11 protein-coding genes are annotated in these 14486 nt (G+C 61.7%); 2 read left to right on the forward strand and 9 right to left on the reverse strand.

Annotated features, from left to right (window positions below; all coding sequences use genetic code 11):
* Positions 1-471 precede the first annotated feature (471 nt).
* The 4 genes from J3L12_RS09075 to J3L12_RS09090 are packed head-to-tail and all read right to left on the reverse strand — an operon-like array spanning position 472 to position 3325.
* Positions 472-1341, reverse strand: a complete 870-nt coding sequence (locus J3L12_RS09075; RefSeq protein WP_208014737.1) for a DMT family transporter — start codon at positions 1339-1341, stop codon at positions 472-474.
* Position 1342: 1 nt separating this feature from the next.
* Positions 1343-1669: an AzlD domain-containing protein gene (locus J3L12_RS09080; protein ID WP_208014738.1), complete on the reverse strand. Its 327-nt coding sequence runs from the start codon at positions 1667-1669 to the stop codon at positions 1343-1345.
* Positions 1662-2372 (reverse strand): AzlC family ABC transporter permease, encoded by a 711-nt coding sequence (locus J3L12_RS09085; RefSeq protein ID WP_208014739.1) that lies wholly within the window; start codon positions 2370-2372, stop codon positions 1662-1664. The genes J3L12_RS09080 and J3L12_RS09085 overlap by 8 nt, the downstream gene beginning before the upstream one ends.
* Positions 2369-3325, reverse strand: a complete 957-nt coding sequence (locus tag J3L12_RS09090; protein ID WP_208014740.1) for a pyridoxal-phosphate dependent enzyme — start codon at positions 3323-3325, stop codon at positions 2369-2371. Before J3L12_RS09090 ends, J3L12_RS09085 begins: the two co-directional genes overlap by 4 nt.
* Positions 3326-3543: 218 nt before the next feature.
* Between J3L12_RS09090 and J3L12_RS09095 the strand changes: the two genes are divergently transcribed.
* Positions 3544-5223: an N-6 DNA methylase gene (locus J3L12_RS09095; RefSeq protein ID WP_208014741.1), complete on the forward strand. Its 1680-nt coding sequence runs from the start codon at positions 3544-3546 to the stop codon at positions 5221-5223.
* On the opposite strand, the gene J3L12_RS09100 is transcribed toward J3L12_RS09095, so the two are convergent.
* From J3L12_RS09100 to dnaA, 5 genes are all read right to left on the reverse strand, one after another.
* Entirely contained in the window at positions 5209-6348 is a 1140-nt protein-coding gene (locus J3L12_RS09100; protein ID WP_208014742.1) for a prolyl oligopeptidase family serine peptidase, read from the reverse strand. The genes J3L12_RS09095 and J3L12_RS09100 overlap by 15 nt on opposite strands.
* 73 nt (positions 6349-6421) lie before the next feature.
* Positions 6422-7846 (reverse strand): pyruvate kinase, encoded by a 1425-nt coding sequence (pyk, locus tag J3L12_RS09105; RefSeq protein ID WP_208014743.1) that lies wholly within the window; start codon positions 7844-7846, stop codon positions 6422-6424.
* A 68-nt stretch (positions 7847-7914) separates the two neighbouring features.
* Positions 7915-9189, reverse strand: a complete 1275-nt coding sequence (gene eno / locus J3L12_RS09110; RefSeq protein WP_208014744.1) for a phosphopyruvate hydratase — start codon at positions 9187-9189, stop codon at positions 7915-7917.
* Positions 9190-9372: 183 nt separating this feature from the next.
* Positions 9373-10470 (reverse strand): DNA polymerase III subunit beta, encoded by a 1098-nt coding sequence (gene dnaN, locus J3L12_RS09115; protein WP_208014745.1) that lies wholly within the window; start codon positions 10468-10470, stop codon positions 9373-9375.
* Positions 10471-11054: 584 nt separating this feature from the next.
* Positions 11055-12374 carry a chromosomal replication initiator protein DnaA gene (gene dnaA, locus J3L12_RS09120; RefSeq protein WP_208014746.1) on the reverse strand — a complete coding sequence of 440 codons (1320 nt, stop codon included), beginning with the start codon at positions 12372-12374 and terminating at the stop codon, positions 11055-11057.
* Between the two features lie 227 nt (positions 12375-12601).
* Here dnaA and mnmG point away from each other — a divergent pair, with 227 nt between their 5' ends.
* A complete protein-coding gene (gene mnmG, locus J3L12_RS09125; protein ID WP_208014747.1) occupies positions 12602-14404 on the forward strand; it encodes a tRNA uridine-5-carboxymethylaminomethyl(34) synthesis enzyme MnmG in 1803 nt (600 codons plus the stop codon).
* The last annotated feature ends 82 nt before the right edge of the window (positions 14405-14486 follow it).

The raw sequence follows: 14486 nt of genomic DNA on the forward strand, positions 1-14486 counted from the left end.
TAAACGCTACCAACCCCGTTCCCCGGCCATGGCTGCCCATCTCACTGACCGCATTTGGTCTATCTCTGACATCCTTCGCCATCAGGTCTTTCCATCCAGCCACCGGTGATAATCTCAAATGACTACCTAGACTTGCCACCAATCAGCTTTGAAAAAGTGTTCTCGTAATATGTTATAAGCCGATTTTCGATTGACGTCCTTAAACGGCGGTATTGTATCGGTCGGCCACTTGAAGTAATCCAGCCAGTATCTTGATACTAGGAATTCGACAAGCTGGGTATCCTGGTGTTTGTAATCTAGATAACTCGTATACCGCCACTTATCAAAAATTTCTAACTGAAGAACGCTCCAGAGGCGATTCTTGAGCTCATCATCCATAGATTCTCTTTGAAATGCCTTCTGAAGTGGCCTAATGCCCTTGCGCTGTGAGAAAAGTGCCATGTGCAACATATTTTACTTCAAGGGAAGGTTCTATCGCCGCACCACCATCGCCACCCCCACCGCCGCAAGCCCCATGCCCAGCAGGGCCCATCCCCCCAGCCGCTCGCCAAACAAAAAGTAGGCTTCCAGCGCGGTAGCGGGCGGCACCAGGTAGAACAGGCTGGCCACCGTGCTGGCCGAGTTGTGGCGGATCAGGTACATCAGGAGCAAAATGGCCCCAATCGAGAGCACCAGCACCAGCCAGGCCATGGCCAGGGTGAACTGAAGCGTCCACTGGATGTGCATGGTCTCGCGGAACAGCAGGCTCATTACAAAAAGCCCCGCCGAGGCCGCGATGTACTGCACCACCGTCCCGCCCACCAGGGGCATCTGCACCGCAAAGCGCTTCTGGTAGAGGGTACCCAGGGTGGTCGAGAGCAAGGCCAGCACAATGGCCACAAAGGCCGAGGGCTCTATGGAGAGCAGGTGGGCCGAGAGGGCTTTCTCCCCCACCACCAGCCCCACCCCCACAAAGCCCAGTAGCAGCCCGGCCCACTGCACCCCGCTCACCCGCTCACGCAGCAAAAACTGCGCCAGAACGGCGGTCAGGATGGGCTGCAAGCCCACAATCAGCGCCGCCAGGCCCGCCGGGAGGCCCCCCCTGATGGCAAAGAACACCCCGCCCAGGTAGCCCGCGTGCAGCAAAAGCCCCGAGACGCCAATGTGCAGGTTCAGCACCCAGCCACGGGGCCAGGGGGAGCGCAGCACAGCAGCCAGGGCCGTCAGGAGCCCCACCACGATGACCATCCGCACCCACAAAAAGGTGAAGGGCTCGGCGTAGGGCAGGCCCAGCTTGGCGCCCACAAAGCCGGTGCTCCACAGGAGCACAAACAGGATGGGGGCCAGGGTTGCGAGCCGCACCCTAAACCCCCATCCATTGCAAGAGCCACAGCGCCCCCATCCCCACCACCAGCGTGAACAGGATGTTGCGGAAGCGCCAGGCCACCAGGGCCGCAATCATGCCCGCTAGCAAGCGCTCGTTGTCCAGCCCAATAGCCCACTGGCCGCCGGGGGCCAGCAGGGCCGGAAACACCAGGCCGGCCAGGGTAGCGGCGGGCACATAGCGCAGGGCCTGTTGCAGATTGGGGGGTAGCTGGAAGCGCTCCAGCATCACCAGGGGCACGTAGCGCAGCGCAAAGGCAATCAGGGTCATGCCCAGCAGGGTGATCCAGCGCTCGAGGTCACCCATCCCGGCCCCCGCTGTTCTGCCGGTTCTCCAGCCACACCCCCGCCCAGATGCCCACAATGGCCCCAATAAAGAGCCCCGAGCGGTAGGGCAGGCCGATCAGGGCCGTAGAGACCAGCCCCCCCACCAGGGCGGCGGCCAGGCTGGGGCGGTTCTGCACTGCCGGCACCAGCAGCACCAGAAAACACAGCGGCACCGCGAAGTCCAGCGCCCAGGCTTCGGGCAGACGCGCCCCCAGCAGCGCTCCCAGGTAGGTAGCGACCACCCAGTTCAGCCACAACACCGCGCCAATCCCCAGATAAAACCAGGGCGTGAGGCGCGGGCCCAGCACCCCGTACTGGCCCAGGGCCAGGGCGAAGTTCTGATCCACCATCAAAAAAGCGGCCAGCCATTTCATGCGCCCAGACAGGGTTTCCAGGGGCCGGGCCAGGGCGCTGCTGTACATGATGTAGCGCAGGTTCACCACCAGGGTGGCCAGCCACACGAAGAAGATGGAGGCCCCTGCCCCCATTAGTTGCAGGGCCACCAGCTGGGCCGCCCCGGCGAAGACCAGCCCCGACATCAGGGTGACTTCGGCTGTGCTCAGGCCCGCCTTGATACCTGCGATGCCGGTGACCAGCCCAAAGGGCACGATGCCCACCGCAATGGGCAGCGAGATCAGCACCCCCCGACCAAAAGCCGCCTGGGGCGAAGAAGGGGGGCTCATAGCCATGCGTTCATCTGCTCCTCGGTCAGGTTGCCGCCACAGAGTATCGTGGCCACCCGTTTATGGGCGAAAAAGGCTGGGTACTGGTGGATGGCCGCCAGCCCCGCAGCCCCGGAGGGCTCCAGAACCAGCCCCAGGTGCCGATGGGCCAGTTGCATGGCCTCGAGCATGGCCGCATCCTCCACCAAGAGCATCTCGTCCACCAGGCCCTGCAAGTCCTCTAACGCTTCGGGGATGGGAACGCGCACCCCGATGCCATCGGCAATGGTCTGGATGCGCTCGTGCACCACCCTGGAACCCGAACGCCAGGACTGCTCCATAGCGGGGGCGCCTTTGGCCACCGCAGCGATGATTTGAACGCCTTTATCCTGGGCCTTGATCCAGCGGGCCACACCCCCCAGCAAGGCCCCGTTGCCCAGCGGAACCACCACTGCCTCCAGGGGCTTGGGGTAGGTCAGCAGTTCTACCGCAATGGAGCCTGCACCCTCGGAAATTTCGGGTTCTTTGCCATCCTCCACCATCCAGGCGCCCGCTTCGTCGGCGTACCTTTTGGCTTCGAGCTTCGCCGCATCGAAGTCCTCTCCGAAGAGCCGCACCTCCGCCCCCAGTGCCCGCATCCGCGCAACCTTGAGCGGGTTGGCGTTGACCGAGGCATAAACCACCAGGGGCAGCCCGTGCTTGCGGCAGGCGTAGGCCATGGCCTGCCCAAAGTTGCCCGCGCTGGCGCAGACCATCGGGCGCGCCTGGCCCCGCTTGAGGGCTTTTTGCACAAAGTAGTCGGCCCCGCGCCCCTTGAAGCTGCGGATGGGGTTCAGGGTCTCGACCTTGACCCGTAGCTCGCAGCCTAGCCGCTCACCTAAGGGCTCACTTTCAAACTGCGGTGAGTGCAGAAAGGCCGGATCAACAATGCGGCTGGCCTCCAGGATGTGCTCGAGTTGCAGTCGGTGGGACATGAGGTGGACTTTCAGAGAACCCGGCCTGACCCGCGGGGCGAGGCCGTTCGGTGCAACGGTTGTATCATGGGCCTTGTCCGCTTGTAAACCTGAGCGGTTACCACACATACCCGGTAGGGCAGTTTTGCCACAGCCCAACGCACCACGTGCCTCGTAATGGTTGAAACAGCCACCCAAGCGCCTTGCAGTTTGTCCCCGCGGCCCGTAGCATTCGGGCCATGAAGCTGGCCCTGCTCCCGGACAACCCCCGCGGGGAAGCCGCCAAGGCTATGGGCGCTTACTACACCGATGCCGCCGTGGCGCTGTTTCTGGTGCGCTGGGCTCTGCGCGCACCGCACGAAACCGCTGCCGACCCGGCCTTTGGCGGTGGGGTGTTTCTGGCCGCCGCCAGCGAGCACCTGCAACGTCTGGGCGGCCATCCAGGGCAACAGATTTATGGGGTGGAAATAGACCCGGCGGTGCGCCGGCGCACGGCAGCCGTCCTGGAAGCTCATTTTTCCATCCCGGCACAACACCTTTTCTGCGCGGACTTTTTCGAGCTGAAGCCGCCAGACTTGAGGGTTGATTGCATGCTCGGTAATCCCCCCTTCATCCGCTACCAGCGCTTTAGCGGCACCGCGCGCGAGAAGGCCCTCCGGCGGGCCGCCGAGCAGGGGGTAGAGCTCAGCAAGCTGGCCGGTTCGTGGGCCGCCTTTGTGGTGCATGCAGCGGCCTTTCTCAAGCCCGGCGGACGGCTCGGCATGGTCGTTCCAGCCGAGCTGGGCCATGCCGCTTACGCCCGGCCCGTACTGGAATATCTGGCCGAGTTTTTCAAGCAGGTCTCGCTCATTACCTTCCGCGAAAAACTTTTTCCCCACTTGAGCCAGGATGTGCTGCTGCTGCTGGCCGAGGGTTGGCAAGAACGGGCTGAGTCTGTCGATCATGTTGCCTTACTTGACCTGCAAAGCGCTGCCGATCTGGAAACGCTCCAACTGCCTTACGCAAGCAAGGCAGCGCTCGAGGTCTTTTCCCTCATCTCCGGACGCGAGCGGCTGCCCCTGTACTGGATTCCCCCCGCAGCCCGCGAACTCTACCGGGGCCTGCGCGACGCTCCCCAGACCTTCCGCCTGGGCCAGCTCGCCGACGTAGGCATTGGCTACGTGACCGGCAACAACGACTTCTTTCACCTGAGCCCGGCACAGGCGGAGCAGTGGAATATCCCTCAAGCGTTCCTCAAGCCCGCAGTGCGGCGCGGAGGTGCCTTGAGGGGTTTGCGTTTTACCAAGGCCGACTGGAGCAGGGCGGTACAAATAGGCGAAGCGGGGTTTTTGCTGCATATCCCACCCGAGGCTGAGCTACCCCCAGGGGTGCGACTTTATCTCCAACAAGGCCAGATAAACCGCGTTCACCAAGCGTACAAATGCCGGGTGCGCCAGCCCTGGTACAGCGTGCCCCACGTCCACCGGCCCGATGCCTTCCTCACCTACATGAGCGGCCACACGCCGCACCTGGTGGCCAACGAGGCTGGCGCCGTGGCCCCCAACAGCCTGCACATTTTGAGGCTCAAGGCGACCGCTCCACTGAGCGCCAAAGCCCTGGCGGCCTTGTGGCAGACCTCGCTCACGCGCCTGAGTGTGGAGCTCGAGGGCCACGCCATGGGCGGGGGGATGCTCAAACTGGAGCCGGGGGAGGCCGCGCGGGCGGTGCTGGCAAGTCCAACCGATATCTCAGGGCTCGAGGCTTTGGCCGACGAGCTGGACAGCCTTCTGAAAAAAGGCCGAGCCGAACAGGCCCAGGCGCTGGCCGACCAGGTGATCTTGCTCGAGGGCCTGGGGCTGACCCAACAGGAAGTGACCTCCCTGTCAGGGGCCAGCCAGTACCTGCGGCTGCGCCGCCAGCGCAAACTAGCGGGTCTCTAGCTTCACGCCCACGGTGGTGCGCGGCTTGAAACCGGGCAGGCCAGGGCTCAAAAAAGCGCCTGCCTCGCGGTTATTCTGCAGGTAGCACAGGAAAAACGCGCTGGCAAAATGCCGGGCCAGGTCGTGGGAGCGCTCCTGATCCCACACCGGCTCCCAGCAACGCCAGTAGTCCTCTTCCCTGCTGCGCACCTCGGGGGGGCACTCCACAAAGGGGTTGTGCTGGGCCGCCGCCAGGGTCAGCAGGTACTTGTCCGCCGAGCCTGCCTGGCGGAAGTATTCCAGACCGTCGCGCCGGTAGGTGGCCACGTCGTCGGCCTCGCCCACCGCTACAAACAGGGGCAGCTTGAAGCTCGCCAGCGAGCGGGCCCCAATCCAGGGCTGGCCGTAGGGAGCCATGGCAAAAACCGCCTTGATGCGCGGGTCGGGCTTGACCATATTCAAGCCACGTTGGGCCTCCAGTTGGGCAAAAAAAGGCAGGGCAAAACAGGGCCCCTCGTTGTTGCTGCGGCAGTATTCGCTCAAGGCGTTTCCATCGAGGCCCGCGCCCGCCGCATTAATCACCGAGTATCCCCCATAGCTGTAACCCAGCAAGCCCACCCTGCTGGCATCTGCGCTGGGCATCTGCTTGGCCACCTCGCCAATGGCAAACAGAATATCCAGCGGCCTGTCCACAATGCTGGTGAGGTAGTTCTGCTGGGTAAGGGTCTGGTAGGTCGAGCCGGGGTGCTCGAGGGCCGCCACCACGAAGCCCCGGCTGGCCAGGTGTTCGTTCAGGTAGGCAAACTGAAAACGGGTGCCGGGCTGTCCATGCGAGGCCACAATCAGGGGAAACCGGCCGTTCGCAGGCGCAGCATCCCGGTTCGCCTGTCCAGCAATCCGAACCCTGGTCTGCCCTATCACGCTTTCGTACACGAGGCTCTGCTGGGTTCCGCTGGTGGGATACCAGACCTCGGCCGTGATGGCTCGGTTCTGGCGCCTGGCATCGGTCAACTGCAGGGTCTTGACCCCCACCACCCAACTGCCCCGCAGTGCCAGAGGAGGGGCGTCCGGACGTTTCATCGTTGCTCCTTGGGCCATGACCCCGCTCAAGATCAGCATCAGCAGGGCTGTAAAGATTTTTCGCATGCGTCCCCTCGAGCCGGTTTATCTGGATGCAATAGAGGCCCCTAGGAGAGGGCCTCTCTGATCGCAGTTCGCTTCAGCTCACCCGCTCTACCCGGATCATGTTGGTGGTGCCGCGCACCCCGAAAGGCACCCCGGCTGCAATCACCACATACTCGCCCACCTCGGCCAGACCGGTTTCCTTGGCCTTGGCCACGGCAATCTCCACCATATCGTCGGTGTCCTTGGGGTCGGGGGCCAGCAGGGGGAGTACGTCCGAGACCAGGGCGAGCTGGTTGCGCACGTGGGGGTTGGGCGTCAGGGCCAGGATGGGCACCGGCGGGCGCGTACGCGCCACCCGGCGGGCCGCGCCACCGGTGGCGGTAAACACCACCACCGCCTTGGCCCCGGTGGACTCCACCACATCGTCCACCGCCCGGGCAATGGCATCCTGTACCGTGCGGTTGGCCGGGGGGCGCAGGGCGTTGAGACGGTCTTTGTACTCCTGGGTGGCCTCAATGGTCTTGGCCACCCGGCTCATGAACGAGACCGCCTCAACCGGGTACTGCCCTGCGGCAGTCTCGGCCGAGAGCATGATGGCATCGGTGCCGTCGAAGATGGCATTGGCCACGTCCGAGGCCTCGGCCCGGGTGGGGCTGGGGTTCTTGATCATGGACTCGAGCATCTGCGTAGCGGTAATCACCGCCTTGCCGGCCTGCACGGCCTTGAGGATGATGCGCTTCTGCACCGCCGGCACCTCCTCCAGGGGCATCTCCACCCCCAGGTCGCCCCGGGCCACCATGATGCCGTCGGCCTCTTCCAGAATCTCGTCGAAGCGGGCCACCGCGCTGGGTTTTTCGATCTTGGCCATCAGCCGGGCCCGGGAGTTGTGGCGGCTCAGGTAGTGCCGGGCCAAGAGCAGGTCGTCGCGGCTGCGCACAAAGCTAATGGCCACCCAGTCCACATCCAGCTCGGCCCCCAGGGTGATGTCGTCGATGTCTTTGTCGGTCAGGGCCGGTATCGAGAGGTCGGCGCCGGGGATGTTGATGCCCTTGTTGTTGGAAAGCCGCCCGCCAATCAGTACGGTGGTGTGAATGTCGTTGAGGCGCACTTCATCCACCCGCAGGCGGATGTTCCCATCGTCCAGCAGCAGCACCTGCCCCGGCTCCACGTCGTTGGGCAGACCCCGGTAGGTGGTGGAGACCCGGGTCTCGTCCCCCTCCACCGGCTCAGCGGTGATGATGAACTTCTGCCCGGCCTGGAGCTCCACCGCGCCCTCGCGGAAGCGCCCGCAGCGAATCTTGGGGCCCTGCAGGTCTTGCAGGATGGCCACCGTACGACCCAGGGCGCTCGAGGCCTCGCGGATCATCTGCACCGACTGCCGGTGGTCATCGGGCATCCCGTGGGAGAAGTTGAGGCGGAAGACATCCACCCCGGCCTCGATCAGGGCCCGGATCATCTCGGGGCTGCGTGAGGCGGGCCCCAGGGTGGCGACGATTTTGGTTCGTTTTGGAAGTCCCATATTTCTGGTCTCAGGTCGCAAGTCTCAGGTCTCAGGCCATTGATTGTCCCGATCCGTGACCCGCAACATCATTTTTTGAAGGCCCCGAAGCCCAGGAACCGGGCTCCCGGCCCCAGCTCTTCCTCGATGCGGAGGAGCTGGTTGTACTTGGCCAGGCGATCCGAGCGGCTGGCCGAGCCGGTCTTGATCTGGCCCGCATTGACCGCTACGGCAATATCGGCGATGGTGCTGTCTTCGGTCTCGCCCGAGCGGTGCGAGAGGATGGTGGTGTAGCCGCTGCGGTGGGCCAGCCGGATGGCTTCCAGGGTCTCGGAGAGGGTGCCGATCTGGTTGACCTTGACCAGGATGGAGTTGCCCACCCCCAGCTCGATGCCGCGCCGGAGGATGGCCGGGTTGGTCACGAAGAGGTCGTCGCCCACGAGCTGAATCCGCTGGCCCAGCCGTTCGGTGAGGAGTTTCCAGGTTTCCCAGTCGTCCTCAGCTAGCCCGTCCTCGATGGAAACGATGGGGTACTGGTTGACCCAGTTTTCCCAGTAGGCCACCATCTCCGGGCCGGAGAGCGATTTACCATCGGCCTCGAGCACGTACTTACCCTCCTGATAGAACTCCGAACTGGCCGGGTCGAGGGCCAAAGCGATATCCTGGCCGGGCTTGTAGCCGGCCTTCTCGATGGCGGTCAGGAGTACCTCCACCGCCTCTACGTTGGACTTGAGGTCGGGGGCAAAGCCGCCCTCGTCCCCCACGTTGGTGTTGTAGCCCTTGGCCTTCAAAACCGATTTGAGGGCGTGGAAGGTCTCCACCCCCGCCCGCAGGGCCTCACTGAAGGTCGGCAGGCCGCCGGGCACCAGCATGAACTCCTGGAAGTCCACATTGTTATCGGCGTGCTTCCCTCCGTTGATTACGTTCATCAGGGGCACCGGCAGGGTCACGCCCTGCACCCCGCCCAGGTAGCGGTAGAGCGGCAGGCCCAGCCCCTCGGCGGCCGCGTGGGCGGTGGCCAGCGAAACCGCCAGGATGGCGTTGGCCCCCAGGTTGCCCTTATTTTCTGTACCATCCAGTTCCAGCAGCGTCTTGTCTACCGCTTCCTGGTTGAGTGCATCCAGCCCGATCACCTCATCGGCAATGCGCTCATTGATGGCCGCCACCGCCCGTAATACCCCTTTGCCACCAAAGCGGGGGCCGCCGTCCCGCAGCTCAACCGCTTCGTGGGCGCCCGTCGAGGCCCCGGAGGGCACCATGGCCCGCCCTCGAGCCCCCGACTCCAGCACCACCTCGGCCTCAACGGTGGGATTGCCGCGTGAGTCGAGTACTTCCCGTCCTTTGACTTCAACGATTGTGGTCATGGAAAAAGCCTCCTTGCTGGAAACGCTTCTATTTCCGCACAAGCCGCTTAAGAGTCTACACCCCAGCGTCAGGGTTTAACCAGGAAGCGATAGGGGGTTTAGGTTATCCACCCCATCTAGGCTGGATAGAAGGGTGATTCTCGACGCTCCGTGGGGACAGACTCACCTACGATCCATACAGCCTCAAACCCGCAGGGGAACCACTACGGCCAGGTAGCCGGTATCCTCGACGGCTTGCAACACGCTGGGGCTGGTGGGGCCGGACAGCTTGATCCGCACCGCGCCCTCGATGGGAGCCAGGGCATCAATCAGATACTGAGCGTTGTAGGCCACCATCAGCTGGGACTCGCCCGAAGACTCGATGGCCAGCTCTTCCCTGCCCCGTCCATAATCCCCCTCGGCATCAATGTCGAGCTTGTCGTTGTTAAACAGGAGATTGACGCGGTGGTTGTTGCGATCCGAGAGCACCGCCACCCGTTTGAGGCTCTCGCGCAAGGCCTCGGCGGCCAGGGTGGCCTCCAGGACAAAGCTTTGCGGGATTACCCGGGCATAATCGGGGAACTCGCCTTCCATCAGTTTGACCGACATGCGAACGGCTTCTCCTACCAGGGTCAGGGTGCCCTCCCCCACCACAAAAGCCACCTCGCCGGGGGCATCCTTGAAGACCCGCACAATCTCGTCGGCGCTCTTGGCAGGAATCACCAGCTTGCGGGTTTGCAGCTGCATGGGAAGGTCGTAGCGGGCCAGCCGGAACCCATCGGAAGCCACCGAACGCAGGCTGGTGGGAGACATCTCGAGCTGTACCCCCCGGAAAATGGCCCGGTACTCCTCGGTGCTGGCCGCATAGCGGACGCGGGTGATGGCCTGGGCCAGGCGCGAGGCGGCGATCTTTTCGGAACCGGGGGCTTTGAAGGCCAGTTCGGGATAGCCATCGGGGCTGGTGGTGGAAAGCTGGGTGTTGAAGGCACCTGAGTGCAGCTCGAGGCGCTCCCCCGTGCGCTCACCCGCCCCAAAAATCAGCTCGACCAGTTCGCCGGGAGCGCTTCGCACAATCTGCGCGAAGGTCTGGGCCGGCACCAGTACCTGCCCCGAGCCCTGGATCTCGGCGGGCAGCCGAACCTCGATGTCCACTTCACCGTTAGTGCCCCGTAAAACCAGGCCCTGCTCGGAGAGTTCGATGGGTAAATAGGTCAGGATGGGGTTGGAACTTCGGCTGGGAATGATCCGCTCGAGGATTGCGAGTCCTTCGGCAAGGGTACGTTTGGGGATGCGAACTTCCACGCTGGCCTCCGTATCGGGCAACTAGCCGGGGTCTGGCCCCGGTAAGCCCAAACATTCTAACAGCCAACCCAGTTTGCCGAAATCGGGCCGTGGGATAAGTGGGCCGGGTGGTGTAGCTTCTGGGATCCGAGTCTTTTAGGGTTGTTTGCTTTTTGTACTGGTTGATGAAGGGGCCGAAATTAAAAATCCTTCTTCTCTTAAAAAATTTTTTTAAGAATTAGTAGTAGTAGTAGTAGGGCCTGTGGATATGTGGATAAGGGGGCTTAAACCTGCATCGGTATCGAATTGAGCCTGTGGATAAAGGGTCTGAAAAATTGTGCATAAGCTGTGGATAAGCTGTGGACGAAATGGGTACTTATCCACAGACCCGTCACGAACGCATTTATCCACAGGATTATTCACAGGGTTATCCACATTTTATCCACAGGGTTATCCACAGGTTGAATTAATTTATCCACAGTTTTTGAGCCCCCAATTATGTTATTCAATTACTCAGAAGAAACTGAACACAGGGTTCTTGGGTCACCTGGTGATGCTCTGAAGCAACCCGAATCTTCAGGCTACACACAACGAAGGCTTACAGGTTAGCGCAGCCGTTCCTTGATGCCCTTGAGGGCTTGTTGTAAGGCGGTGTCGCTGGCTATGCTCTCCTGGATTTTCTGTATGGCGTAAAGCACCGTGGTATGGTCGCGCCCATCAAAGAACTGACCGATTTCCGGTAAGGACGCATGGGTCATCTCGCGGATCAGGTACATAGCCATCTGACGCGGAATTACCACCTCCTTACGCCGACCTGCGCCGCGGATTTCCTCGAGCCTCAGGTTGTAGTATTCAGCCACTGCTTTCAGAATCTCCTCGGGGGTCAGGTTGGCCTCGGTAGCTGCAAATACATCGGAAAGCGCCTTGACCGCTACGGCCTTACTCAGCTGGACACCGTTAAGGGAGGCATAGGCGATCACCCGCATCAGGGCGCCCTCGAGTTCGCGGATGTTGGAGGTGATCTGCTTGGCAATGTACTCGAGTACCTCCTCGGGGATGCGCATGTTGCGGTACTCGGAGTTCATCTTGAGGATGGCTACCCGGGTCTCGAGGTCGGGCGGCTGGATATCGGTGATCAGACCCCACTCGAAGCGGCTGCGCAGGCGGGCTTCTAAGGTGAGGATGTCCTTGGGAGGCCGGTCGGAGGAGAGGATGATCTGCTTGCGGGCCTCGTAGAGGGCATTGAAGGTGTGGAAAAACTCCTCCTGGGTGCGTTCCTTGCCGGCGATGAACTGGATATCGTCTACGAGCAGCAGATCCACCGAGCGGTAGCGGTCGCGGAACTCGGTCATGCGGTCTTCGCGGATGGCGTTGATCAGTTCGTTGGTGAAAGTTTCGGTGGAAACGTACTCAATTTTTTTATCCGGAAAGCGCTGAGCTACCGAGTGCCCCACGGCATGCATCAGGTGGGTTTTACCGAGCCCGACCCCGCCGTAGATGAAGAGGGGGTTGTAGGCATTGCCGGGGGACTCGGCCACCGCAACGGCAGCGGCATGGGCCAGGTTGTTGTTCTGCCCCACCACAAAGTTCTCGAAGATGTACTTGGGGTTTAGCCGGGAGCGCTGCTCCTGGGGTTTGGCTTGGGTAGAAGCTGAAAAAATATCTTCCTGTATGGGTTTTCCTGGCACTACCTTGAGCTCGAAGCGTGGGGTTTGGGCTCCCAGGCGGGTCAGAGCCTCGGTAAGAAGTTCGGCGTAATGATCCTCGATCCAGCCTTTGAAAAAGCTAGTGGGAACGCCGAGCTCGAGCGAGCCGTTGACAACTCCGAGTGGCTGAATCTTTTCAAACCAGGTGTGGTACTCCACCTCGGTGATGCTTTGGCGCACATACTCGAGTACGTTTTGCCAGACGGTATTTTGGGTCAAGGCCAATCCTCCTACAATAGACAAGTTTGCATATTCTACAGAGTTATCCACAGGTAGAAAATGCCCTGTGGATAATCCCGTACAGGCGAATAAAAATAGCCCTTTGCGGTTCAAAAACCGTTCACTGAACGGCTATTTTCCCCAGCCGTACCTTGGCTGATTTGAATGGGTGGTTTTCTAATGTGACGGATCCTCTGCTAAAATGCGGGGTCAGGAGTTGGATTTGGATGAAGGTTTTTGACGTAATCGTGGTGGGTGGGGGACACGCCGGCATCGAAGCCGCCTGGGCCGCAGCTCGGCTGGGGGCCAAGGTGGGGCTGGTTACTTCCAACCCCGAACGCATTGGGCTCATGCCCTGTAACCCGGCTGTGGGGGGGCCGGGCAAGAGCCAGCTGGTGGCGGAAATAGAAGCCCTGGGCGGGTTGATGGGCAAGCTAGCCGATGCCACCGCGATTCACACGCGGGTACTCAACCGTTCCAAAGGCCCTGCCGTGCAGAGTCTGCGGGTACAGGTAGATCGGGATGGCTATGCCCTGGAAGCCCAACGCGTACTGCTGGCCCATCCCAACATCGAAAGTGTGCGGGCTGAGGTGGCCGCGCTGTGGCTGGAGGGGGATAAGCTACGAGGGGTTCAGACGGTAGATGGGCGAAAAATAGTCGCCCAGGCGGTGGTGGTCGCCAGCGGCACTTTTTTGCAGGGGGTGGTCTGGTACGGGCGACAGTCCAGGCCCGCCGGACGGCAGGGTGAACCGCCCGCTCGGTTTCTTTCCGAAAGTCTGAAAGCGGTAGGCCACCGCTTGCTGCGCTTCAAGACCGGCACCCCGCCCCGTATTCAGGCGGATTCAGTCGACTATGAACAACTGGAAACAGTGCCTGCCGATGACCCTCCCGAGACTTTTTCCGGCGTGGTAGGCCCCCATGCAACCGCCAGGCCTACCTGGCAGACCCGCACGACGGCGCTTACCCACCGGCTGATTCAGGAAAACCTCCATCTCTCCCCTTTGTATGGCGGGGATATAGAGGGGGTAGGGCCGCGGTACTGCCCCTCGATTGAGGACAAAGTGGTGCGTTTTGCCGACAAGGACACGCACCTGCTATTTGTGGAGCCCGACGGCCTGCACACTACGGAGCTGTATTTGCAAGGCTTTAGCTCTTCTCTGCCCCCGGAGTTGCAGGTACGCATGGTGCAAAGCCTCCCGGGGTTTGAGCGAGCTATTATTCAACGCTATGCCTATGCGGTGGAGTACGATGCCGTGGATCCACTGGAGCTTTCCCCGGGTCTGCAAAGCCGGAAAATGCCCGGCCTGTTTACAGCGGGGCAGCTCAACGGAACGTCAGGCTATGAGGAAGCGGCTGCCCAAGGTCTGCTGGCCGGTTTGAATGCGGCCCGGTATGCAATGGGGTTTGAGGAGGTTTATTTACCGCGCGACTCAGGCTATATCGGGGTGATGGTAGATGATCTGGTGCATCGGGGCGTGGACGAACCCTACCGGATGATGACCTCGAGGGTGGAGCTGCGCTTGCTGTGCCGTTCCGACAATGCCGATGAACGCCTGGTGCCCCTGGCAGCCGCCTGGGGATTGCGTTCCCAACAGGACTTGAAAGCGGTACAAAGCAAGTACACTCGAGTACAGAACGAACTGCTTCGCCTGCAAAATAGCCGGATAGAAGGGGTATCGGCCTTGCAATACCTGCGCCGGCCCGAGGTCAGTTACCTGCAGGTGCTGCAACAGGTCGGTTATCCCGAAGCGCCGCTGGATAAGGCCGAAGCGTATCAGGTGGAGGTGCGGGCCAAGTACGCCGGTTATATGGAGCGGGCTGCCAAACTCCGGGAGAGACTGAAGGAGCTCGAGGCCTACCTCCTACCCGCGACCCTGAACTACGGCAAAATTCCCAGCCTTTCCAGGGAGGCCGTGGAAAAACTGGGCCGGGTTCGACCCCGCTCGGTGGCGGAGGCCTCGAGGGTGCCGGGTATTCGCGATTCAGATTTAACCGCACTTTTAGTGTACCTGACGAAGATTCCGGCTTAAGGTTCCCCGTGAAACGTAGGGTTGGCGCTCTAAGCCTGGAGGCTGGTTTTTCCTGAAGGCTTTTGAAGAGGTGTAAAACAGG

The organism is Meiothermus sp. CFH 77666 (assembly GCF_017497985.1).
GTDB lineage: Bacteria > Deinococcota > Deinococci > Deinococcales > Thermaceae > Meiothermus.